Here is a 21,986-nt window from a genome sequence, read left to right as displayed (position 1 = left end):
ATCGCGCGTCCACGTTGCCGAAAGCTCCGCCGAACGCTAGTTTTCCCCGCGCTGGGAACCACGGACCCCTTTGGTTTTCAGCGACACCACGTTTCACAGAGCGACGGTGCGTTCCGCCCGTCGCGATAGGGACCTGAGGAGAACTGGTGCCGCTCCCGTCACTGACCCCCGAGCAGCGCGCTGCCGCGCTGGAAAAGGCCGCGGAGATCCGCAAGGCCCGTGCTGAGCTGAAGGAGCAGCTCAAGCAGGGCAAGACCACCCTGGCCGCCGTCCTTGCGCGAGCCGAGTCCGACGACGTCGTCGGCAAGCTCAAGGTGTCGGCCGTGCTGCAGGCGATGCCGGGTATCGGCAAGATCCGGGCCACCCAGATCATGGAGAAGCTCAAGATCGCCGACAGCCGCCGCCTGCGTGGTCTGGGCGAGCAGCAGCGTAAGGCGCTGCTTGGAGAGTTCGCCGCCAACTGACCGCCGCAGCAGGTAGAAACAAGCGGTGAGCACGGATGGCGAGGCGTGCCCGGCGGCGCGGCTCACCGTCCTGACCGGACCTTCGGGTGCCGGTCGGGGCGGTGTGGTCGACGCGGTCCGGGCGCGTTCTCCGTCCGTGTGGGTGCCGGTTCCGGTGACCACCCGGCCGCGTCGCCAGGGCGAGTCCGACGGCGTCGACCGGCTCTTTCGGGAGCCGGCCGAGTTCGATCGGATGATTGCCGCGGGCGAGCTTCTCGAGTGGTCCCGGGCCGGCCCGTACCGCCGGGGCACCCCGCGCGCCCCGGTGACCGACCGACTGGCGCGGGGGCGGCCGGTGCTGCTCCCGCTGGACCTGCCCGGCGCGCTCGCCGTCCACGCGGCCCTGCCGCAGGCCCGCCTGGTGCTGCTGACGCCGCCGGGACACCATCCGGCCCCGGCCCTGGCGATCCTCGCCGAGCGCACCGTGCACCACGACCGCACCGAGCGCGCCGCCGCTGAGCTGGTAAGCTTGCTCGGTTCGTCCTAATCTGGCTTGCGTCCGACCGCAGATCCGTCCGACCGCAGATCCGTCCGACCGCAGACCCGTCCGACCGCAGACCATGTTCGAGCGACCAGCTGCGCTCGCGCGGACACCTTCAGACGTAGAGGTATTTCGTGGGATCCATCGCCAACCCCGAGGGCATCACCAACCCGCCGATCGACGAGCTGCTCGAGAAGACCACCTCGAAGTACGCGCTGGTGATCTTCGCCGCCAAGCGCGCCCGTCAGGTCAACGCCTACTACAGCCAGCTCGGTGAGGGCCTGCTCGAGTACGTCGGCCCACTCGTGGAGACCACCCCGCAGGAGAAGCCGCTCTCCATCGCCATGCGCGAGATCAACGCGGGCCTGCTCACCGCCGAGCCGACCGACCAGCCGTAATCCCCCGTACCCCGATGTCCGCCGAGATCGTGCTCGGAGTCGGCGGTGGCATCGCCGCCTACAAGGCGTGTGAGCTGCTGCGACTCCTTACCGAGTCGGGCCACCGGGTCCGGGTCGTGCCGACCGCGTCGGCGCTCCGCTTCGTCGGGGCGCCGACCTGGGCGGCGCTGTCCGGGCAGCCGGTCGCCGACGACGTCTGGTCCGAGGTCCACGAGGTCCCGCACGTCCGGCTCGGCCAGCGGGCCGACCTGGTGGTGGTAGCGCCGGCCACGGCCGACCTGCTCGCCCGGGCCGCCCACGGACTCGCCGACGACCTGCTCACCAACACCCTGCTCACCGCCCGCTGCCCGGTGGTGCTCGCGCCGGCGATGCACACCGAGATGTGGGAGCACCCGGCCACCGTCGCCAACGTGGCCACCCTGCGGGCCAGGGGCGTCCGGGTGATCGAACCCGCCGTCGGCCGGCTCACCGGCGCCGACAGCGGCAAGGGTCGGCTGCCCGACCCGGCCGAGATCTTCGCGGTCGCCCGTCGGGCCCTCGCCCGGGGCGTCGACGCCCCCGCCGACCTCGCGGGTCGACATCTGGTGGTCACCGCCGGCGGCACCCGGGAACCCCTCGACCCGGTCCGGTTCCTCGGCAACCGCTCCTCCGGTAAACAGGGTTACGCGTTCGCCCGCGCGGCCGTCGCCCGCGGTGCCCGGGTCACCCTGATCGCCGCCAACGTGTCGCTGGCCGACCCGGCCGGGGCCGACCTGGTCCGGGTGGGCACCACCGAGGAGCTGCGCACGGCGACCCTGGCCGCCGCCGCCGATGCCGACGCGGTGGTGATGGCGGCGGCACCGTCGGACTTCCGACCGGCGACCTACGCGACTGGCAAGATCAAGAAGTCGGACGACGGCAGTGCGCCGACCATCGCCCTCGTCACCAACCCGGACATCGCCGCCGAGTTGGGCCGACACCGCCGTCCGGAGCAGGTGCTGGTGGTGTTCGCCGCCGAGACCGGCGACGCCGAGGCCAACGGCCGGGCCAAACTCGCCCGGAAACGGGCTGACCTCGTCGTCGTCAACGAGGTCGGCGTCGACAAGGTCTTCGGTGCCGAGACCAACGCGGCCACCGTGATCGGCACCGACGGTGCCGTGCACCGGCTGCCCGAGCAGGCCAAGGAGGACCTGGCCGACCGTGTCTGGGACCTCGTGCTCGCCCGGTGGGCGAACCGGTCCTGAACGGTGGATGCCGACTCGCCCGGTCGTGAGCGGTACGCGAGGGTGACTAGACTGCTGCGGAACGATTATCTTAAGAGCTTAGGAGTGCCGTGACACGCCGCCTCTTCACGTCCGAATCGGTCACGGAAGGCCACCCGGACAAGATCGCAGACCAGATCAGCGACGGGATCCTCGACGCCCTGCTCACCCAGGACCCGCACAGCCGGGTGGCGGTCGAAACGCTGATCACCACCGGTCAGGTCCACGTCGCCGGCGAGGTGACCACCAAGGCGTACGCCGACATCCCCACCATCGTCCGCGAGACGATCCTCGGCATCGGGTACGACTCGTCGAAGAAGGGCTTCGACGGCGCCTCCTGTGGCGTCAGCGTCTCCATCGGCGCCCAGTCGCCCGACATCGCGCAGGGCGTCGACAACGCCTTCGAGCTGCGGACCGGGGCGTCGGAGAGCGCGCTTGACGCGCAGGGCGCCGGCGACCAGGGCATGATGTTCGGCTTCGCCTGCTCCGAGACGCCGGAGCTGATGCCGCTGCCGATCGCGCTGGCGCACCGGCTGGCCCGGCGACTGTCCGCGGTGCGCAAGGACGGGACCATCCCCTACCTGCGGCCGGACGGCAAGACCCAGGTCACCATCGAGTACGAGGGGCTGCGCCCGGTCCGGTTGAACACCGTCGTGGTGTCCAGCCAGCACGCTGCGGACATCTCGCTGGACTCGCTGCTCACCCCGGACGTGCGTGACCACGTCATCGCTCCGGAGCTGGAGAGCCTGGGGCTGGACACCGACGGATACCGGTTGCTGGTCAACCCGACCGGCCGGTTCGAGATCGGCGGCCCGATGGGTGACGCCGGGCTGACCGGTCGGAAGATCATCGTCGACACCTACGGCGGGTACGCCCGGCACGGTGGCGGCGCGTTCTCCGGCAAGGATCCGTCCAAGGTGGACCGCTCCGCCGCGTACGCGATGCGCTGGGTGGCCAAGAACGTGGTCGCCGCCGGCCTGGCCGAGCGCTGCGAGGCGCAGGTCGCCTACGCGATCGGCAAGGCCCACCCGGTCAGCCTCTTCATCGAGACCTTCGGCACCGAGACCGTGCCGGTGGCGGCGATCGAGAAGGCGGTCGGCGAGGTCTTCGACCTGCGCCCGGCGGCCATCATCCGGGACCTGAACCTGCTCCGGCCGATCTACCGGCAGACCGCCGCCTACGGCCACTTCGGCCGTGAGCTGCCGGATCTGACCTGGGAGAGCACCGACCGGGCCGCCGACCTGAAGTCGGTAGCGGGCGCCTGACCGGCACCACGCCCAGCGACCGGCGACCCGCGGAAGGGTCGCCGGTCGCTCGGGTTTGTGTGGACGTCCCGCTGCCGCACCTCGACCGGCCCTTCGACTACCTGGTCCCCGCCGGCCTGGCCGCCGACGCGGTCCCCGGGGTGCGGGTCAAGGTCCGCTTCGCCGGCCAACTGGTCGACGGCTGGCTGCTGGAACGTGTCGACGCCTCGGCGCACGGCGGCAGGCTCGCGTACCTGGAGAAGGTGGTCTCCGCGGAGCCGGTGCTGGCCCCCGAGGTGGCCCGGCTGGCCCGGGCGGTCGCCGACCGGTACGCCGGCAGCCTGGCCGACGTGCTCCGGCTGGCCGTCCCGCCCCGACACGCCCGGGTCGAGAAGGAACCCCGCACTACCCCTGATCCGGCTGCCACCGCTCCGGCTGCCACCGCTCCGGGCGGTGGTGCGGCGGTGCCCCCGGGCCGGGCCGCGGTCGACCCGCGCGGGTGGCGGGACTACCCCGCCGGGCCGGCCTACCTGTCGGCGCTCGCCGACGGGCGGGCACCCCGGGCGGTCTGGTCGGCGCTGGCCGGGGAGGACTGGGCGGCCCGGTACGCCGACGCGGTCGCCGCCGCCGTCGCCGGTGGTCGGGGTGCGGTGGTGGTGGTGGCCGACGCCCGGGACCTCGACCGCCTCGACGCGGCGCTGACCGCGTTGCTCGGCCCGGGTCGGCACGTGACCCTCTCCGCCGCGCTCGGCCCGGCCCGTCGTTACCGCGCCTTCCTGGCCGCCCGGCGGGGCGAGGTTCCGGTGGTGATCGGCACCCGGGCCGCCATGTTCGCCCCGATGGACCGGCTCGGTCTGGTGGCGATCTGGGACGACGGGGACGACCTGCACGCCGAGCCGCGTGCGCCCTACCCGCACGCCCGCGAGGTGCTGCTCACCCGGGCCCGGCTCGCCGAGGCCGCCGCCCTGGTCGGTGGCTGGACCCGGACCGCCGAGGGGCAGTTGCTGGTGGAGACCGGGTGGGCCCGCGAGGTGGTCGCGGAGCGGGCGACCCTGCGGGCGCGTACCCCGGCCATCGCCCCGACCGGGGACGACCCGCAACTGGCCCGCGATCCGGGGGCGGCGACGGCCCGGCTGCCCAGCCTGGCCTGGACCACCGCCCGGGACACCCTGCGTACGGACGCTCCGGTGCTGGTCCAGGTGCCCCGCCGGGGCTACCTGCCCTCGGTCTCCTGCGCCGACTGCCGGACCCCGGCCCGCTGCCCGCACTGCGCCGGCCCGCTGGCGCTGCGCGCCGCCGACGCCCCGCCGGCCTGCCGCTGGTGCGGCCGGGTCACCGCCGCGTACGCCTGCCCGCAGTGCGGTGGGCGGCGGCTGCGGGCGGCGGTCACCGGTGCCCGACGAACCGCCGAGGAGCTGGGTCGGGCCTTCCCGGGGGTGCCGGTGCGCACCTCGGGCCGCGACGAGGTGCTGGCCGACGTCCCGGCCGGCGCCGGACTGGTCATCGCCACCCCCGGCGCCGAACCGGTGGCCGAGGGTGGCTACGGCGCGGTGCTGCTGCTGGACTCCTGGGCGTTGCTCACCCGGGCCGACCTGCGGGCCGGCGAGGAGACCCTGCGGCGGTGGCTCTCCGCCGCGGCCCTGGCCAGACCCGCCTCGGCCGGTGGGAAGGTGGTGGTGGTCGCCGACGGCGCGCTGGCCCCGGTGCAGGCGCTGCTGCGCTGGGATCCGGGCTGGTTCGCCGCCCGGGAGTTGGCCGAGCGGCGGGAGCTGGGTTTCCCGCCGGCGGTGAAGATGGCAAGCGTCACCGGCGGCGCGGAGGCGGTGGCCGACCTGCTGGCGCAGGCCCGGCTGCCCGACGGGGCGGAGGTGCTCGGCCCGGTCCCCGCCGACCAGGACCGGGAGCGCATGCTGGTCCGGGTGCCCCGGTCCCGGGCCGCCGCGCTGGCCGAGGCGCTGCACACCGCCGCCGGGGTACGCAGCGCCCGCCGGGCCGCCGAACCGGTCCGCCTCCAGGTCGATCCGCTGAGCCTTTTCTGAGTCGCCAGTCAGTTCGGTCGAGCCCCTGGCCAGCCCGCCGTCGCACCCCGGGTACGGCGGGCGCGGGAGGCCTGCGTGATAGCATCGCCCGTCATACCCGGGCGCACGGATGGCGCGACGAAGACGGGAACGCGTCGGGCCGACGCCAGATCGATGATGTCAAGCAGCCGGTGAGCAGGGGTGGACCAGTGGTGACCGTTCGTCAGTCGATCGTCTTCAACGGTGACCTCGGCAGCGGCAAGAGCACCGTCTCCGTCGAGATCGCCAAGCGGCTGGGCCTGCGCCGGGTCAGCGTCGGTGATCTCTACCGGCAGATGGCGCAGGAGCGGCAGATGACCGCGCTCCAGCTCAACCTGCACGCCGAGCTGGACCAGGCTGTCGACGGCTACGTCGACCAGCTCCAGCGGAACATCGCCGCCTCGGGCGAGTCGCTGGTGATGGACTCCCGGCTGGCCTGGCACTTCTTCACCGACGCCCTCAAGGTGCACATGATCACCGAGCCGGCCGAGGCGGCCCGGCGGGTGCTGCTGCGCCCCTCCGGCCCGGCCGAGAGCTACACCTCGCTGGCCGAGGCGGAGGCCAAGCTGCGCGAGCGCAGCGAGAGCGAGCGGAACCGGTTCATCCTCCGGTACGGCGTCGACAAGGCCAGACTGCGCAACTACGACCTGGTCTGCGACACCACCCGGGCCTCCGCCGAGGAGGTCATCACGCACATCGTCGACGCGTACGAGGGCCGGCTCGGCGTCGACGTGCTGCGCGACGCCCCGCCGCTGCTGCTGCTCGACCCGGCCCGGGTCTATCCGACCGAGGACGTCGCCACCCTGCGCGGGCTGGGGGAGTCCGAGTTCGTCGGCGAGCTGGCGGCGGCAGGTGACGAGGCCCTCGAACCGCTGCGGATCGGCTTCACCGGCGAGTACTTCTTCGTCGTCGACGGGCACCGCCGGCTCAGCGCCGCGCTGCGCAACGGCTTCCCGCTGGTGCCCGCGCAGCTCGTCGCCGAGGTGGACGAACCGGTCGTCGGGGGGATGAGCGCGGTCGACTACTTCGCCGCCCAGGTCCGCCCGAGCCTCGTCCACGACTGGGAGGCCGCCCACGGCACCCGGCTCCCGCTGCCCGCGCACGCCCTGCTCGGCGGGGACGCGGTGCTGGCCGGTGAGCCGGGCGCCAGCGCCTGACCCCGGTGCCCGCTGCCTGACCCTGCCGCCGGCGGCGACCCGTCCCCGGCGGTGGCGTGCCGTCCCCGGCGGCACGGCCTAGTCCCGGGAACGGCGGCCCTGTTCCGGCGCATCGCGGTACGCGGGGCGGTGCCGCCTTCGACACTCCGTAGACTGGTACGGCACCATGCCGTCCCGATGAAGGAGCCACCCCGCGTGACCGTCCAGCCCATCCGTCTGTTCGGGGATCCGGTGCTGCGCACGCCGGCCGATCCGGTCGTCGACTTCGACGTCGAGCTGCGTAGGCTCGTCGCCGACCTCACCGACACGATGCGTGACCGCGGCGGTGCCGGACTGGCCGCCCCCCAGCTCGGCGTGGGTCTGCGGGTCTTCACCTTCGAGGTGGACGACGTGCTCGGCCACCTGGTCAACCCGGTGCTGGAGTTCCCCGACACCGAGGAGCAGGACGGCCCGGAGGGCTGTCTGTCGATTCCCGGGCTCTACTTCGACACCAAGCGCCGGCAGAACGTGATCGCCAAGGGCTTCAACGGCTACGGCGACCCGTTGCAGATCGTCGGCACCGGGCTGATGGCCCGCTGTGTCCAGCACGAGACCGACCACCTCGACGGGGTGCTCTTCCTCGACCGGTTGGACCCGGCCGGGCGCAAGGAGGCGATGAAGGCGATCCGCCAGGCCGACTGGTACGACGCCGCCGCCCCGCCCACGGTCAAGGTCAGCCCGCACGCCGCCAACAGTCCCTTCGGTCTGGGTCGGTGACCGGCCGATGCGTGTGATCTTCGCCGGTACGCCGGCCGTCGCCGTCCCCGCCCTGGCCGCCGTGCACGCCTCCGGGCACGAGCTGGTGGCCGTGGTCACCCGCCCCGACGCGCCCGCCGGTCGGGGCCGGGGCGTGGTCCGCTCGCCCGTCGGCGCCTGGGCCGACGAGCACGGCGTCGAGGTGCTCACCCCGGCCCGCCCTCGGGAGCCGGAGTTCCTCGACCGGCTGGGTGCGCTGGCACCCGACTGCGTGCCGGTGGTCGCGTACGGCGCGCTGGTGCCCCCGGCGGCGCTGGAGATCCCCCGGTTCGGCTGGATCAACCTGCACTTCTCGCTGCTGCCCGCCTGGCGGGGCGCGGCCCCCGTGCAGCACGCGGTGCTGCACGGCGACGGGCTCACCGGGGCCAGCGTCTTCCAACTGGAGCAAGGGCTGGACACCGGTCCGGTCTACGGCACGCTCACCGACGAGATCCGCCCCACCGACACCTCCGGCGACCTGCTGGAACGCCTCGCCCACTCCGGTGCCGGGCTGTTGGTGGCCGTCCTGGACGCCATCGAGGCGGGCACCGCCCGGGCCGAGCCGCAGCCCGCCGACGGCGTTTCACTGGCCCCGAAGCTGACCGTGGAGGACGCCCGGGTGCGCTGGACCGACCCGGCCTTCGCGGTGGACCGTCGGATCCGCGCCTGCACCCCGGCCCCCGGCCCGTGGACGACCTTCCGGGGCGACCGGGTCAAGCTCGGGCCGGTGACCCCGGTCGGCAACGGCCCCGATCTGAAAGCTGGAGAACTGTTGGTGGAGAAGACCCGCGTGTTGACCGGCACGGCGACCGTGCCGGTGCAGCTCGGTGAGGTGCGCGCGGCGGGCAAGAAGGCCATGCCGGCGACCGACTGGGCGCGTGGCGTCCGGGTGGGCGTCGGGGAGGAGCTCGCATGACCGGGCCGACGCGACGGCCCGAGCGCCCCGCCGACGGTGCGCGGCGCGAGCAGCGTGGTGACGACCGGCGGTCGGAGCGGCCTTCCGGTGGCTTCCGGGGTGACCGCACCGCCCGCACCGGCGGATGGGGAGACCGGGGCGGTGCCGACCGGCGGCCCGGCCGACCGGTCCGACCGGCGGTGGACCTGCCCCGGTACGCGGCGTACCAGGCGGTCGCGGCGGTGCACCGCGACGACGCGTACGCCAATCTGGTGCTGCCGGCGATCCTGCGCGAGGAGGGGCTGACCGGTCGGGACGCCGCCTTCGCCACCGAGCTGACCTACGGCACCCTGCGTCAGCTCGGCACCCTGGACACGATCCTCACCGCCGCAGCCGGCCGGGACGTCGAGCGGATCGACCCGCCGGTACGCGACGCGCTACGGCTCGGGGCCTACCAGTTGCTGCACACCCGGGTGCCGGCGCACGCCGCCGTGTCGTCCACGGTGGACCTGGTCCGGACGGTCGGACCGGGCGCCACCGGCTTCGCCAACGCGGTGCTGCGCGAGGTGGCCGGCCAGGACCTGGACGCCTGGGTGACGAAGCTCGCCCCGACGATGGCGGCCGACCCGATCGGCCACCTGGCCGTCACCTACAGCCACCCGCAGTGGATCGTGCGGGCCTTCGCCGACGCCCTCGACGGTGACCTGGGCGAGGTCACCCGCCTGTTGATCGAGGACAACGAGCGCCCGCCGGTGCATCTGTGCGTGCGCCCCGGTCGGGCCGACCCGGTCGAGCTGGCCGACGAGGTCGGCGGCGCCCCCGGCGCGTTCTCCCCGTACGCGGTCTACCTTGCCGGCGGTGCCCCCGGTGACCTGCCGGCGCTAGCCGACGGTCGGGCGCACGTGCAGGACGAGGGTTCCCAGTTGGTGGCGCACGTGCTGGCGACGGCGCCGCTGGACGGCCCTGACGGTCGCTGGCTGGACCTGTGCGCCGGCCCCGGCGGCAAGGCCGGGCTGCTCGGTGCGCTCGCCGCGCAGCGGGACGCCCGGTTGACCGCGGTGGAGATCTCGGAGCACCGGGCCCGGCTGGTCGAACAGGCCACGCGGGGGTTGCCGGTGAACGTGCTGCACACCGACGGCCGGACCGTCGGGGCGGATCCCAAGCTGCCCGAAGGACACTTCGACCGGGTGCTGGTCGACGCCCCGTGCACCGGGCTCGGTTCGCTGCGTCGCCGGCCGGAGTCGCGCTGGCGGCGGCAGCCGTCGGACCTGCCACCGCTGACCCGGCTGCAGCGGGAACTGCTCACCGCCGCGCTGCGGGCGACCCGCCCGGGTGGTCTGGTCGCCTACGTCACCTGCTCCCCGCACACCGTGGAGACGCACGTGACGGTCACCGAGGCCGCCCGCCGCGCCGGGGTCCCGGCGGACTTCGTCGACGCCCGCCCGCTGCTACCACCCGGCATGCCCGGCCTGGGCGACGGCCCCACCGTGCAACTCTGGCCCCACCGCCACGGCACCGACGCCATGTTCCTGGCCCTCCTCCGCCGCACCTGACCCACCCCCGCCCCCCGCCCCGCCCACCCCCGCCCCCCGCCCTGCCCACCCCCGCCTGACCTCGTTGATCAAGAGGTTTACGTCACCCACAACGCTATTCCTGACGCAAACCTCTTGATCACCGCCTCATCCACCCCACTCGTTCGGGTGATCAAGAGGTTTGCGTCAGATGGGGTGGGCGGGGTGGCGTAAACCTCTTGATCAACCCCGCTGGAGGGTTCGACCAGGCGGAGGCGGGGGCGGGGGCGGAGAGGGGAGGGGGAGGGGGAGGGGTTATTTGCGGAGGGGGAGGGAACGGGGGCCGGTGTTCCTGAGGGAGCGGGTGAGGGTGCGGTCGGTGAGCCAGAGGAAGCACTGGACCGTGTGGTTGCCGTTGCGCCAGTCCCGCTCGGCCGGGCCGTAGTAGATCGAGCCGGCCCGGAACTTCAGGTCGCCGTCGTTCGGCACGCCGGTATGCCGGGCGATCAGGTCGAGGCAGCCCCGGTGGATCCGGTCACCGGAGCGCTGGAACTCGGCGTAGCTGACGTCAGGGGCCTGCCAGACGCCGACGAACTCGGCGTGGTGCCGGGCGGTGCAGGGGACCGGACTCATCGCCCGGACGTCGTCCCGGGAGACCTTCGGGTCGAAGCAACCGAGCCGCAGCGCGCTGTCGCCGGTCAGGGCACCCCGCAGGCTCCCGGTGCGCGGGCGGATCCCCGGCTCGTCGATGCCCTTGATCTCGCCGAGTTCGCAGCGGAACCAACGGGCCCCGCCGGTCCAGCCCGGTGGGGACGGGAAGACGACGGTCAGGCCGAGCCGGCCGGCCCGCCAGTCCGCGCCGATCTCCCGGCGTACCTCGCGGTCGCATTCGGTGCGGGCGGCCCGGACGGCGGGCGAGCCGGCTGCGGGGGGAGCGGCCGACCGGCCGGATGCCCCGGTCAGGGTGCCCACGTGCATCGTCTCGGTGTGGTGTGTGCCGGCGCAGTCGACCGGGTTCCAGCCGCTGAGGTAGCCGACGTCCTGCACCCCGGCATGGCAGGCACCCTCGGTGGGGACGAACACCCGTGGGACGGGCAGCGTCGGCCACTCGTCGGTCAGGTCACCGTCCACCCCGGTCGGGGTGCCGCAACCGGCCAACACCAGGGCCGCCGCGCTGCCGACGGCGAGCGCCGTCCACCACCGCCGCATCGCACCCGCCCCTCGCTCGTCACCAGCGCGGCATCCCGTCACCAGCGCGGCATCCCGGCGGGCCAGTCCGTCTGCGGCGGCCTGCGGCGGCGTCGGCCCGGCACGGTACCAGCGCCCGACGGGGGCGTGCTGGGCATCGACGTCCCTGGTGCGGCAGCATACGACACCCGGGCTCAGATCGCGGGCAGCCCCTTCGGGCCGGCGCCGCGCATCGAACGGGTCAGTTTCCGGTCGTCGCTCCACAGGAAGCAGCGGATCCCCCGGTCGCCCTCCTCCCACTCCCGCTGTGACGGCGGATAGAAGATGGACCCGGCCCGGTACGGCAGGTCGCTGTTGTTGGGCACCTCGGCGAAACCGGCGATCAGCGCCATGCAGCGCCGGTGCACCCGCTGGTTGGCGCGACCGAAGTCGGCCCAGCTCAGGTCGCTGCGCTCCAGGTAGACGCCGACGAACTCGGCACGGTGCGGTTCGGAGCAGAGCACCGGCGCCATGTAGTTCAGGTTGTTGCCGATCAACTTGGGATCGAAACAGCGGTGGGTGAGCGGGTTGTCGCCGACCATCGCCCCCCGCAGGCTGCCGACGCGGTTCACCGGCCGGGTGTTGTCGATGCTGTCGGTCTCGCTGAGATCGCACCGGAACCAACGGGCACCGCTGTTCCACGCCGAGTTCGCCGGCAGCGCGATGTTCATGGTGAGCCGGGCGGAGTGCCAGTCGCCGCCGAGTACGTCCCGGGCCCGCTGGTCGCACTCGGTGCGGGCGGGGCGCAGCGCGGCGGACCCGGGCTCGGGCCGGTCACCCCGGACGACCGCGCCGGTGAAGGTGCCGACGTGGATGGCCTCGGCCAGGTGGCTGCGCGCGCAGTCCACCGTCTCGTAGGTGCCGGCCTGGACCACCGGGGTTATCCGGGGCAGGCAGGCGTCGGTGGCGGGCACGAACGCCTGGGCGACCGGCAGCACCGGCCAGTCGTCGAGCAGGTCACCATCGGCACTGTGCTGCGGCACGCAACCGCTGAGCGCCACCGTCACCGCGCCGGCCAGCGCCAGCGCCACGAGCCACCGTCGCATCGTCCGCCCTTTCCGGGAGTCGACGGCCCGTCGCCGCTCCGCATGGCGTTGCCCTCCGCCGGGCGAGGAGCATACAAGACCGTCCCCGATGGAGTGTTGCCGTCTGCGGGTCGTTCGGCCAGTCGCCGCCGTCCGTTAGTCCCGATCCCGGCTCGAAGGGTGCTGATTGTGCACGTTGGGTCACGCCTGGATCACAGGTAGTCGCCCATGGTGCCGCGCCGTCCGCGACGGATGGCCGCGTTCGTACACTTGCCCCGTGACCGTACCGCCGTCGATCATCGCGCCCAGCATCCTCGCCGCCGATTTCGCCCGCCTCGCCGATGAAGTCCACGCCGTCGAGGGCGCCGCGGACTGGCTGCACGTCGACGTGATGGACAACCACTTCGTCCCCAACCTCACCATCGGCCTGCCGGTGGTGCAGAGCCTGCGGGCGGTGACCCAGCTCCCGTTCGACGTGCATCTCATGATCACCGACCCGCGCCGGTGGGCACCCGGCTACGCCGATGCCGGCGCGTACAACGTCACCTTCCACGCCGAGGCGTGCGACGACCCGGTCGCCCTCGCCAAGGACCTTCGTTCGGCCGGGGCCCGGGCCGGACTGGCCATCGACCGGGACACCCCGATCGAGCCGTACCTGGAGCTGCTGCCCAGTTTCGACACCCTGCTGATCATGACGATCAAGGCCGGTTTCGGCGGGCAACGGTTCATCCCGCAACTGCTGGACAAGGTGCGGGCGGCCCGGCGGCACGTCGACAGCGGTCACCTGGAACTGCGCATCGAGGTGGACGGCGGGATCGCCGCCGACACCATCGAGCAGGCCTCGGCGGCCGGCGCGGACGCCTTCGTCGCCGGCACCGCCGTCTACGGGGCGGCCGATCCGGCCGAGGCGGTCCGCCGCCTGCGTGGGCTCGCGGAGCGCGCGGCTCCCGGGGCCTGAGGTGGAGCCCGCCGGCGACCGTCCCGACGTGATCCTGGTCGTCGACGACGACGAGGACATCGCCCGCTTCGTCGAGTTCAACCTGCGGCTGCACGGCTTCGAGGTGCTGCACGCCGGTGACGGTCAGGAGGCCCTCGACATGATCGAGCAGCACCGGCCCGACCTGGCGGTGGTGGACCTGATGATGCCGCGCATCGACGGTCTGGAGCTGACCCGTCGGCTGCGCGCCAACCCGATCACCTCGGCGCTGCCGGTGATCATGCTGACCGCCAAGGGCATGACAGTGGACAAGGTCCACGGGCTCAGCGCCGGCGCCGACGACTACCTGGTCAAGCCGTTCGACACCGCCGAGCTGGTGGCCCGGGTCAGCTCCACGCTGCGCCGCAACAAGGAGTTCCGCGAGGTCTCCCCGCTGACCGGCCTGCCCGGCAACAGCCGGATCCGGCGGGAGATCAGCGACCGGGTACGCAGCGGCGTCGACTACGCCGTCGGTTACATCGACATCGACCGGTTCAAGAGCGTCAACGACCGGTACGGCTTCGTCCGGGGTGACGAGTTCATCTCGGCGCTGGCCCGCAGCCTCCACCGGGCGGTGGTCGCGATCGGGCTGCCGCCGGCCTTCCTCGGCCACGTCGGCGGCGACGACTTCGTGATCGTCTGCGCCCCCGAGCAGATCCGTCCGCTGACCTCCCGGGCGGTGGTCGACTTCGAGAAGTCCGCCGACACCCTCTACGACCCGACCGACCGGGAGCGCGGTTTCGTCGAGCTGAAGGACCGCCGGGGCAACATCCGACGGGCCGCCCTGGTCACGCTGTCGATAGGCGTCTCGCTCTCGGACGCCAGGAAGCGCTTCACCGACCCCCTGGACGCGATCGCGGTGGCCAGTGAGATGAAAACGGTCGCCAAGAGCCAACCGGGGTCATACGTCGCGGTGGACCGCCGACGCGCCGACGGGGTGTGAAGTAGCACGCTGGAGGTGGCGGACCACCCCGGTGAATGTGTAAGACTTCGCATGTACCCACCACGCGCTGGCGGGGCTCGGTGAAATTCCGAACCGGCGGTGATCCACGGTAGACGTGGTAAGCCCGCGACCCGGACGGCTCTGCCGCCCGGTGGACCTGGTGAGAATCCGGGGCCGACGGTGGGGGAGCGGTTCGTCCGCACCCCCGAAAGTCCGGATGGGAGACAGCGCGCGGGCGGGGCGGGCCTGCGCGGGCGCTGTTTTCGCCGCGCGTGGGCTCCCCGGGGCGGCCCTGCCGTTCCCGGGTCCGCCGCCGCCTGCCCGGCTCCTCCCGTACCGCCAGCGCGCGGACCGGCGAGTGAGAGGGCAGGGCATGGGCGGCGTCTCCGTGGACGAGGCGATGCGTCGTGCCGTCGAGCTGGGCGCCCGTGGCCTCGGCACCACAAGCCCCAACCCGGTCGTCGGGTGCGTGCTGCTCGACGCGGACGGCGTCGTCGTCGGGGAGGGCTTCCACGCCTACACCGGCGGCCCGCACGCCGAGATCGTCGCGCTCGCCCAGGCCGGTGAGCGGGCCCGGGGTGGCACCGCCGTGGTCACCCTGGAACCCTGCGACCACACCGGTCGCACCGGCCCCTGCAGTCACGCCCTGATCCGCGCCGGGCTCGCCCGGGTCGTCATCGCCGTGCCCGACCCCAACCCGGTCGCCTCGGGCGGTGCCGCGACCCTGCGCGCCGCCGGGGTGCGGGTGGAGTTCGGGGTACGCGCCGACGAGGCCGAGGCCGGCAACATCGCCTGGCTGACCTCGATGCGGCGCGGCTGGCCCTACCTGATCTGGAAATATGCCGCCACCCTCGACGGCCGGTCGGCGGCGGTCGACGGCAGCAGCATGTGGATCACCTCCGAGGCTGCCCGGATGGACGTGCACGCGCTGCGCGGCACGGTGGACGCGGTGATCGCCGGGGTGGGCACCGTGCTCGCCGACGATCCCCGGCTCACCGCCCGCAACCTGCGCGACGGCACCCTGGCCATCCGGCAGCCGCTGCGGGTGGTGGTGGACAGCGCGGGCCGTACCCCGGCCGACGCCCGGGTCCGCGACGGCGCCGCCCGGACCTGGATCGCCACCGTCGCGGAGGTCGGGGCCGGCCCGGACGGCCGGGTCGACCTGCCGGCCCTGCTCGCCGAACTGCACCACCGGGGGGTACGGGCGGCGCTGCTGGAGGGTGGTCCCCGGCTGGCCGGGGCGTTCCTCGCCGCCGGTCTGGTCGACCGGGTCGTCGGGTACGTCGCGCCGAAGCTGCTCGGGGCCGGCCCGACCGCGCTGATCGACGCGGGTGTGACGACCATCGCCGACGCCATCGATCTGGAACTCACCGACGTTACCCGGGTCGGGTCCGACCTGCGGATCACCGCGCTGCCCCGGAAGAGGGAGGCCTGAGATGTTCACCGGCATCGTCGAGGAGTTGGGCGAGGTCGTCCGGATCGTCGACACCGGGGGTGACTCGGCGCTGGTCGCGATCCGCGGCCCGCTTGTCACCTCGGACGCCCGGCACGGCGACTCCATCGCGGTCAACGGGGTCTGTCTGACCGTGGTCGACGTCGACGGCGGGGCGTTCACCGCCGACGTGATGGGCGAGACGCTGCGGCGGTCCGCGCTCGGCGGGCTGCGCCCCGGCGACCCGGTCAACCTGGAGCGGGCCGCCGCGCTGAACAGCCGGCTCGGCGGGCACCTGGTGCAGGGGCACGTCGACGGGGTCGGCGAAGTGCTCTCCCGGGAGCCGGCCGCGCAGTGGGAGACACTGCGGTTCCGCCTCCCCGCCGCGCTGGCCCGGTACGTGGTGGAGAAGGGCTCGATCACCGTCGACGGGGTGTCGCTGACCGTGGCGGCGGTCGGCGACGACTGGTTCACCGTCGGGCTGATCCCCACCACCCTGAGACTCACCACGCTCGGCGGGCGGGGCGTCGGTGCTCCGGTCAACCTCGAGGTGGACGTCCTGGCCAAGTACGTCGAACGCCTCCTCGGCACCCGGCCAGCAGCCGGCCCGGCACCGACCGACGACACCATCGACCCGGCCCCGCCCGTCGACGGAGGTGCCCGGTGACCGGGCCGACAGGTTGGCTGCTCGACGCCCAGGTGCACCTCCTCGGTTCCCCGGTGCTGGTCCGGGAGATCGTCGGCAATGTCTTCGGTCTGGTCTCGGCGCTGCTCGGACTGCGCCGGCTGGTCTGGGCCTGGCCGGTCGGCATGATCGGCAACGGGTTGCTGTTCACCGTCTTCCTCGGCGGCGTGTTCGCCACCCCGCAGGCACACGATCTCTACGGTCAGGCGGGCCGGCAGGTCTTCTTCTTCGCGGTCAGCGTCTACGGCTGGTGGCGCTGGTCGAGCAACCGCCGGCGCGGCGGCGACGGGCCGGCGGTCAGCCCCCGCTGGGCCACCGGCCGGGAACGGCTGGGCCTGCTGCTCGCCGCCGTCGTCGGCACCGCCCTCGGCTATCCCGTGCTCGCCGCGCTCGGCTCGTGGGGACCACTGCCCGACGCCTGGATCCTCACCGGCAGCCTGCTTGCCACCTACGGCATGGCCCGGGGCTGGGTGGAGTTCTGGCTGGTCTGGATCGCCGTGGACGCGGTCGGCGTACCGCTGCTGCTGCGCGGCGGCTTCTACCCCTCGGCGGCCATGTACCTGGTCTACGGCGCCCTCTGCGGCTGGGGCTTCGTCGCCTGGTGGCGCAGCTCGCGGGCTGCCCGCGCGGCATCGGTGTCGATCCCGCCCACCTACTCGGAGGTCGTGGCATGAGCACACAGGCGGTCACCTTCGCCCGCATCGAGGAGGCGGTGGCGGACATCGCCGCCGGCCGTCCCGTCGTGGTGGTCGACGACGAGGACCGGGAGAACGAGGGCGACCTGATCTTCGCGGCCGAACTGGCCACCCCGGAGCTGCTCGCCTTCATGGTCCGATGGACCTCCGGCTACGTCTGCGTCCCGCTGACCGAGTCGGAGTGTGACCGGCTGGACCTGCCGCCGATGCACCACACCAACCAGGACCGGCGCGGCACCGCGTACACGGTGACCGTGGACGCCCGGGAGGGGGTCAGCACCGGCATCTCCGCCGCGGACCGGGCGCACACCATCCGGCTGCTCGCCGACCCCGGCACCGACCCGACGGACCTGGCCCGCCCCGGCCACGTGGTACCCCTGCGGGCCCGTGAGGGCGGGGTGCTGCGCCGACCCGGGCACACCGAGGCGGCGGTCGACCTGACCCGGCTGGCCGGGCTGCGTCCGGCCGGGGTGCTCTGCGAGCTGGTCAACGACGACGGCACCATGATGCGCCTGCCGGAACTGCAGAAGTTCTGCGCCGAGCACTCCCTCACCCTGGTCACCATCGCCGACCTGGTGGCCTACCGGCGGCGGCACGAGAAGCAGGTCGAGCAGGTCGCCGAGGCGCGGATGCCCACCCCGCACGGGGTGTTCCGGGCGCTGGGCTACCGGGCCGAACACGACCCGGCCGAGCACGTCGCGATGGTCTTCGGTGACCTGGGTGACGGCCACGACGTGCTGGTCCGGGTGCACTCCGAGTGCCTCACCGGGGATGTCTTCGGCTCGCTGCGCTGCGACTGCGGGCCGCAGTTGCAGGCGTCGCTGGCCCGGGTGGCCCAGGAGGGGCGGGGCGTGGTGCTCTACGTGCGCGGGCACGAGGGGCGGGGCATCGGCCTGCTGCACAAGCTCCAGGCGTACCAGCTCCAGGACCAGGGCCGCGACACCGTGGACGCGAACCTCGACCTGGGGCTGCCCACCGACGCCAGGGACTACGGCACCGGCGCGCAGATCCTCTACGACCTGGGTGTGCGGTCGATGCGGCTGCTCACCAACAACCCGGCCAAGCGCGCCGGCCTGGAGGGGTACGGGTTGACCATCACCGGCCGGGCGGGGCTGCCGGTCCGGCCGCATCCGGAGAACGTCCGCTACCTGCGGACCAAGCGGGACCGGATGGGCCACCTGTTGGACGAGCTGGACGAGGTGACCGAGGCCCCGATGGGCCGCCCGGTCCCCGGCGACGAGATCGGAGCATGACCATGGCGGGTTTCGGCGAGCCCGGAGTGACGGCGGTGGACGCCACCGGACTGACCGTCGGGGTGGTGGCCGCGCGCTGGCACGGCGAGCTGACCGACCACATGCTCGACCGGGCCGTCGCCGCCGCGCAGGCGTGCGGGGCGCGGGCGGTGACGGCCCGGGTGGCCGGCTCGGTGGAGCTGCCGGTGGTGGCGCAGGCCCTGGCCCGCCGCTGCGACGTGGTGGTGGCGCTGGGCGTGGTGGTACGCGGCGCGACCGCCCACTTCGACTACGTCTGCCGGTCGGTGACCGACGGGCTGACCCGGGTCGCCCTGGACGAGGGCAAGCCGGTGGCGCACGGGGTGCTGACCGTGGAGACCATCGCGCAGGCCCGGGACCGGGCCGGGCTGCCCGGCTCGGCCGAGGACAAGGGGTGGTCGGCGACCGTGGCCGCGCTGGACGCCGCGCTGGCGATCAGGGCCGTCGCCACCGCCAACGGCCACCGCGTCGGCTTCGCCGGCTGACCCCGTCCGGCCCGTCAGAGGCGGCCGGCGTCGATGATCCGCCTGAGGAACTGGCGGGTGCGGGGCTGGGTCGGCTCGCCGAGCACCTGGGCGGGCGGCCCGGCCTCGACCACCCGGCCCGCGTCGAGGAAGCAGACCTGGTCGGCGACCTCCCGGGCGAACCCCATCTCGTGGGTGGCCAGCACCATGGTCATCCCGTCGGCCTTCAGGTCCCGGATCAGCGACAGCACCTCACCGACCAGCTCCGGGTCGAGCGCCGAGGTGACCTCGTCCAGCAGCATCAGCCGGGGCGAGTTGGCCAGCGCCCGGACGATCGCCACCCGCTGCTGCTGACCGCCGGAGAGCCGGTCCGGGTAGGCGTCCGCCTTCCCGCCCAACCCCACCCGGTCCAGCAGCTCCCGGGCCTGCGCCTCGGCCTCGGCCCGCCCCCTCCGGTGCACCCGGCGCGGGGCGAGGACGACGTTCTCCACCACGCTCAGGTGCGGAAACAGGTTGTACGACTGGAAGACCATGCCGATCCGCCGGCGTACCCGGTCGGGGTCGACCCGGGGATCGGAGATCTCCTCGCCGTCCAGCTCGATGGTCCCGTCGTCCAGCTCCTCAAGCAGGTTGACGCAGCGCAGCAGGGTCGACTTGCCCGAGCCGGACGCACCGATCAGCGCGACCACCTGGTGCTCCTCGACGGTCAGGTCGAGGCCGTCGAGCACCACCTGGTCGCCGAACTCCTTGCGTAACCCCCGGCAGGTCAGCACGGCCATCTCAACCTCCGGACTGGCGTCGGGCCGAGCGCAGCGTCACCCAGTCGGTGACCGCGATCAGCGGGATGGCCAGCAGCACGAACAGCACCCCGGCCAGGATGTACGGGGTGTAGTTGAAGGTCTCCGCGGTGGCGATCTGGGCCGCCCGGACCGCGTCGATCGGGCCGGCCAGGGAGACCAGGCCGACGTCCTTCTGCATCGCCACCACGTCGTTGAGCAGCGGCGGCGCGACCCGCCGGACGGCCTGTGGCAGCACCACGTGCCGCATGGTCTGCCGGTAGGTCAGCCCGAGTGAGCGGGCCGCCGCGAGCTGGCTCGGGTGGATCGACTCGATGCCGGCCCGGAACACCTCCGCCAGGTAGCCGCCGTAGGTGAGCACCAGCGCCAGCCCGCCGAGCACCAGCACCGGGGGCATGCCCTGCAACCGCAGGCCGGGCACGCCGAGGGTGAGCACGTACAGCACGATGATCAGCGGCAGGCCCCGGAAGGTGTACGTGTAGCCGGCGGCGAGCGCGCGGACCGGGAAGAAGACCGGCCCGCGCAGGGTACGCAGCAGCGCGATCAGCAGCCCGAGCAGCAGCGCCCCGACCGCGCAGCAGACCAGCAGCCGGACGTTGAGCCACAGCCCGGTGAGCACCTCGGGCAGGGCGTCCCGGGCGATCGCCGGATCGAGGAACGACAGGCGGACCCGGTCCCAGCCGGGTGCCCCGGTGACCGCGACGACCAGCAGCGTGCCGAGCACCGCCGTGGAGGCGGCGGCGACCAGCACGCTGCGGGTCGTCTGCCGCCGCCGGTACGCGGCCCGCCGCCGCTGGGCCGCCGAGGGGGTGTGCTGCCGGCGTGACGTCGGGCTGTCTTCGCGCGATGGCACCGGCCTCACCGGAGTTCGGTTGCTCCGGCCACCTGGGCGAGCCACTTCTGCTCCAGCTGCTTGAGGGTGCCGGCCTCGGAGAGCTCACCGATCGTCCGGCTGACGCAGAAGGTGATCGGGGAGTCCTTGTCCAGCAGCAGCCCGAACGCCTCGGGCGCGCCCACCTGTGGCAGTTGCCCGACCACCGTGGCGTCGGTGAGCTCCGAGCCGGTGATGTAGAACGCCGTGGGCAGGTCGACCACAAGGCCGTCGAGCTGACCGTTCTGCAGGGCCTTCTTGGCGTCGTCGTTGCTGTTGTAGACCTGCGGCTTCGCCTTCGGCTTGATCAGGTCGGTGATCGCCTGGTAGCTGGTCGTGCCGACCTGCGCGCCGAGCTTGGCGTCCTTCAGGTCCGCCATCGACTTCTTCCCGGCGATCTTCGACGACTTGAGCGCGATCACCGTCTGCCGCACCAGGTAGTACGGCGGGGAGAAGTCGACCGCCTGCTTGCGTTCCTCGGTGATGGAGAACTGGTTGATGTCGAAGTCGAAGTTCTTCGGGCCGGGGGCGATGGCGGTGTCGAACTTGACCCGGGTCCAGGTGACGTCCCCGCGGGCGTACCCGAGCTTCTCGGCCACCGCGTACGCGACGGCGGACTCGAAGCCCTCGCCGCTGTCCGGCTTGTTGCCCCGGAACCACGGCTCGTAGGCGGGCTCGTCGGTGGCGACGGTGAGCTTGCCGGCCGTCCGGGTCTTCAGCCCCTCCTTGGTGCAGGACGGCGTGGTGGGGGCGGCGTCGGGGGTGGGGAGGTTGTCCTGGGGTGCGCATCCGGCCACCGCGACCAGGAGCGCGGCGACGGCGGTGGCGGCGGTGCGGGTACGTGAGCTGCTGCTGACCATGGCCGCCAGGATAGAGAAGGACGCCGATCCCCCGAAAGGTGTCCCATCAGGTAGATGGGAGATCGATATCCGCCGGGTCGGTCCGGCGTCCGTGACCGGTCACCGTCCCAGCCTGCGGGAGGCATGCGGTGGGCGGGACGACGCGCCCGGACCCGGAGCGCACGGCCCCGACGGGAAGCTGGAAGAATCCGGACCCGTGAAGACGTTCGAGGAGTTGTTCGCCGAGCTCCAGGCCAAGGCCGCCGCCGGCACGCCGGGTTCGGGCACGGTCGCCGCCCTGTCCAAGGGGGTGCACTTCGTCGGCAAGAAGGTCGTCGAGGAGGCGGCCGAGTCGTGGATGGCCGCCGAGCACGAGGGGCCGGAGCGCACCGCCGAGGAGATCTCCCAGCTGCTCTACCAGGTGCAGGTGCTGATGCTGGCAAGTGGTCTGGAGCTGAAGGACGTCTACCGACATCTGTGAGTGCGCCCGCGTCGCCGAT

Annotated in this window: 23 protein-coding genes and 1 riboswitch; of the genes, 18 read left to right on the top strand and 5 right to left on the bottom strand. The window is 73.2% G+C overall.

Going from position 1 to position 21,986, the window contains the following annotated elements; genetic code table 11:
- The first annotated feature begins 146 nt into the window (after positions 1–146).
- The 10 genes from mihF to OHQ87_RS13755 all read left to right on the top strand — a co-directional run bounded on the left by mihF (position 147) and on the right by OHQ87_RS13755 (position 10,303).
- Complete coding sequence (gene mihF / locus OHQ87_RS13800) at positions 147–464, top strand: integration host factor, actinobacterial type (RefSeq protein ID WP_067309448.1); 318 nt, start codon at positions 147–149, stop codon at positions 462–464.
- A 25-nt stretch (positions 465–489) separates the two neighbouring features.
- On the top strand, positions 490–990 hold the full coding sequence (locus OHQ87_RS13795) for a guanylate kinase (RefSeq protein WP_328348476.1): 501 nt from the start codon (positions 490–492) through the stop codon (positions 988–990).
- 128 nt (positions 991–1,118) lie between these two features.
- Positions 1,119–1,382 (top strand): DNA-directed RNA polymerase subunit omega, encoded by a 264-nt coding sequence (gene rpoZ / locus OHQ87_RS13790; RefSeq protein ID WP_007075826.1) that lies wholly within the window; start codon positions 1,119–1,121, stop codon positions 1,380–1,382.
- A gap of 14 nt (positions 1,383–1,396) precedes the next feature.
- On the top strand, positions 1,397–2,605 hold the full coding sequence (gene coaBC / locus OHQ87_RS13785; protein WP_328348460.1) for a bifunctional phosphopantothenoylcysteine decarboxylase/phosphopantothenate--cysteine ligase CoaBC: 1,209 nt from the start codon (positions 1,397–1,399) through the stop codon (positions 2,603–2,605).
- 89 nt (positions 2,606–2,694) lie between these two features.
- On the top strand, positions 2,695–3,888 hold the full coding sequence (gene metK / locus OHQ87_RS13780) for a methionine adenosyltransferase (RefSeq protein ID WP_328348458.1): 1,194 nt from the start codon (positions 2,695–2,697) through the stop codon (positions 3,886–3,888).
- The gene (locus tag OHQ87_RS13775; RefSeq protein ID WP_328348839.1) at positions 3,885–5,906 is read left to right on the top strand and encodes a primosomal protein N'; all 2,022 of its coding nucleotides are present in this window, start codon (positions 3,885–3,887) and stop codon (positions 5,904–5,906) included. Before metK ends, OHQ87_RS13775 begins: the two co-directional genes overlap by 4 nt.
- 191 nt (positions 5,907–6,097) lie before the next feature.
- The gene (locus OHQ87_RS13770; protein WP_328348456.1) at positions 6,098–7,081 is read left to right on the top strand and encodes an AAA family ATPase; all 984 of its coding nucleotides are present in this window, start codon (positions 6,098–6,100) and stop codon (positions 7,079–7,081) included.
- A gap of 195 nt (positions 7,082–7,276) precedes the next feature.
- Positions 7,277–7,837 carry a peptide deformylase gene (def, locus tag OHQ87_RS13765; RefSeq protein ID WP_328348454.1) on the top strand — a complete coding sequence of 187 codons (561 nt, stop codon included), beginning with the start codon at positions 7,277–7,279 and terminating at the stop codon, positions 7,835–7,837.
- A gap of 7 nt (positions 7,838–7,844) precedes the next feature.
- Positions 7,845–8,771 (top strand): methionyl-tRNA formyltransferase, encoded by a 927-nt coding sequence (gene fmt / locus OHQ87_RS13760; RefSeq protein WP_328348452.1) that lies wholly within the window; start codon positions 7,845–7,847, stop codon positions 8,769–8,771.
- Entirely contained in the window at positions 8,768–10,303 is a 1,536-nt protein-coding gene (locus OHQ87_RS13755) for an RsmB/NOP family class I SAM-dependent RNA methyltransferase (RefSeq protein ID WP_328348450.1), read from the top strand. The genes fmt and OHQ87_RS13755 overlap by 4 nt, the downstream gene beginning before the upstream one ends.
- Before the next feature lie 273 nt (positions 10,304–10,576).
- On the opposite strand, the gene OHQ87_RS13750 is transcribed toward OHQ87_RS13755, so the two are convergent.
- Positions 10,577–11,470 carry a septum formation family protein gene (locus tag OHQ87_RS13750; RefSeq protein WP_328348448.1) on the bottom strand — a complete coding sequence of 298 codons (894 nt, stop codon included), beginning with the start codon at positions 11,468–11,470 and terminating at the stop codon, positions 10,577–10,579.
- A gap of 173 nt (positions 11,471–11,643) precedes the next feature.
- Entirely contained in the window at positions 11,644–12,534 is an 891-nt protein-coding gene (locus OHQ87_RS13745) for a septum formation family protein (RefSeq protein ID WP_328348446.1), read from the bottom strand.
- Between the two features lie 256 nt (positions 12,535–12,790).
- On the opposite strand from OHQ87_RS13745, the gene rpe reads away from it, so the two are divergent.
- The 7 genes from rpe to ribH all read left to right on the top strand — a co-directional run bounded on the left by rpe (position 12,791) and on the right by ribH (position 19,000).
- Positions 12,791–13,471 (top strand): ribulose-phosphate 3-epimerase, encoded by a 681-nt coding sequence (rpe, locus tag OHQ87_RS13740; protein WP_328348444.1) that lies wholly within the window; start codon positions 12,791–12,793, stop codon positions 13,469–13,471.
- A 1-nt stretch (position 13,472) separates the two neighbouring features.
- Positions 13,473–14,432: a GGDEF domain-containing response regulator gene (locus tag OHQ87_RS13735; RefSeq protein WP_328348442.1), complete on the top strand. Its 960-nt coding sequence runs from the start codon at positions 13,473–13,475 to the stop codon at positions 14,430–14,432.
- A 62-nt stretch (positions 14,433–14,494) separates the two neighbouring features.
- Positions 14,495–14,665, top strand: a riboswitch (FMN riboswitch).
- A gap of 140 nt (positions 14,666–14,805) precedes the next feature.
- Positions 14,806–15,867 carry a bifunctional diaminohydroxyphosphoribosylaminopyrimidine deaminase/5-amino-6-(5-phosphoribosylamino)uracil reductase RibD gene (ribD, locus tag OHQ87_RS13730; protein ID WP_328348440.1) on the top strand — a complete coding sequence of 354 codons (1,062 nt, stop codon included), beginning with the start codon at positions 14,806–14,808 and terminating at the stop codon, positions 15,865–15,867.
- A 1-nt stretch (position 15,868) separates the two neighbouring features.
- A complete protein-coding gene (locus tag OHQ87_RS13725; RefSeq protein WP_328348438.1) occupies positions 15,869–16,531 on the top strand; it encodes a riboflavin synthase in 663 nt (220 codons plus the stop codon).
- The gene (pnuC, locus tag OHQ87_RS13720) at positions 16,528–17,223 is read left to right on the top strand and encodes a nicotinamide riboside transporter PnuC (protein WP_328348436.1); all 696 of its coding nucleotides are present in this window, start codon (positions 16,528–16,530) and stop codon (positions 17,221–17,223) included. Before OHQ87_RS13725 ends, pnuC begins: the two co-directional genes overlap by 4 nt.
- Entirely contained in the window at positions 17,220–18,497 is a 1,278-nt protein-coding gene (locus OHQ87_RS13715; protein WP_328348434.1) for a bifunctional 3,4-dihydroxy-2-butanone-4-phosphate synthase/GTP cyclohydrolase II, read from the top strand. Before pnuC ends, OHQ87_RS13715 begins: the two co-directional genes overlap by 4 nt.
- 2 nt (positions 18,498–18,499) lie before the next feature.
- Positions 18,500–19,000 (top strand): 6,7-dimethyl-8-ribityllumazine synthase, encoded by a 501-nt coding sequence (gene ribH, locus OHQ87_RS13710; protein ID WP_328348838.1) that lies wholly within the window; start codon positions 18,500–18,502, stop codon positions 18,998–19,000.
- Between the two features lie 14 nt (positions 19,001–19,014).
- Here the strand turns inward: ribH and OHQ87_RS13705 are convergent, their stop codons facing one another.
- From OHQ87_RS13705 to OHQ87_RS13695, 3 genes are read right to left on the bottom strand one after another with little or no spacing between them, the layout of a single operon-like run.
- Positions 19,015–19,758, bottom strand: a complete 744-nt coding sequence (locus OHQ87_RS13705) for an amino acid ABC transporter ATP-binding protein (RefSeq protein WP_328348432.1) — start codon at positions 19,756–19,758, stop codon at positions 19,015–19,017.
- A 1-nt stretch (position 19,759) separates the two neighbouring features.
- The gene (locus tag OHQ87_RS13700) at positions 19,760–20,629 is read right to left on the bottom strand and encodes an amino acid ABC transporter permease (RefSeq protein WP_328348430.1); all 870 of its coding nucleotides are present in this window, start codon (positions 20,627–20,629) and stop codon (positions 19,760–19,762) included.
- A gap of 5 nt (positions 20,630–20,634) precedes the next feature.
- Positions 20,635–21,507, bottom strand: a complete 873-nt coding sequence (locus OHQ87_RS13695; RefSeq protein WP_328348428.1) for an ABC transporter substrate-binding protein — start codon at positions 21,505–21,507, stop codon at positions 20,635–20,637.
- Positions 21,508–21,703: 196 nt separating this feature from the next.
- On the opposite strand from OHQ87_RS13695, the gene OHQ87_RS13690 reads away from it, so the two are divergent.
- On the top strand, positions 21,704–21,967 hold the full coding sequence (locus OHQ87_RS13690) for a phosphoribosyl-ATP diphosphatase (RefSeq protein ID WP_132265090.1): 264 nt from the start codon (positions 21,704–21,706) through the stop codon (positions 21,965–21,967).
- Positions 21,968–21,986 lie beyond the last annotated feature (19 nt).

This window comes from Micromonospora sp. NBC_00421 (genome assembly GCF_036017915.1).
Taxonomy (GTDB): Bacteria; Actinomycetota; Actinomycetes; order Mycobacteriales; family Micromonosporaceae; genus Micromonospora.
The sequence above is the reverse complement of the archived record's forward strand: the minus strand, read 5'-3'. Positions and strand labels throughout refer to the sequence as shown.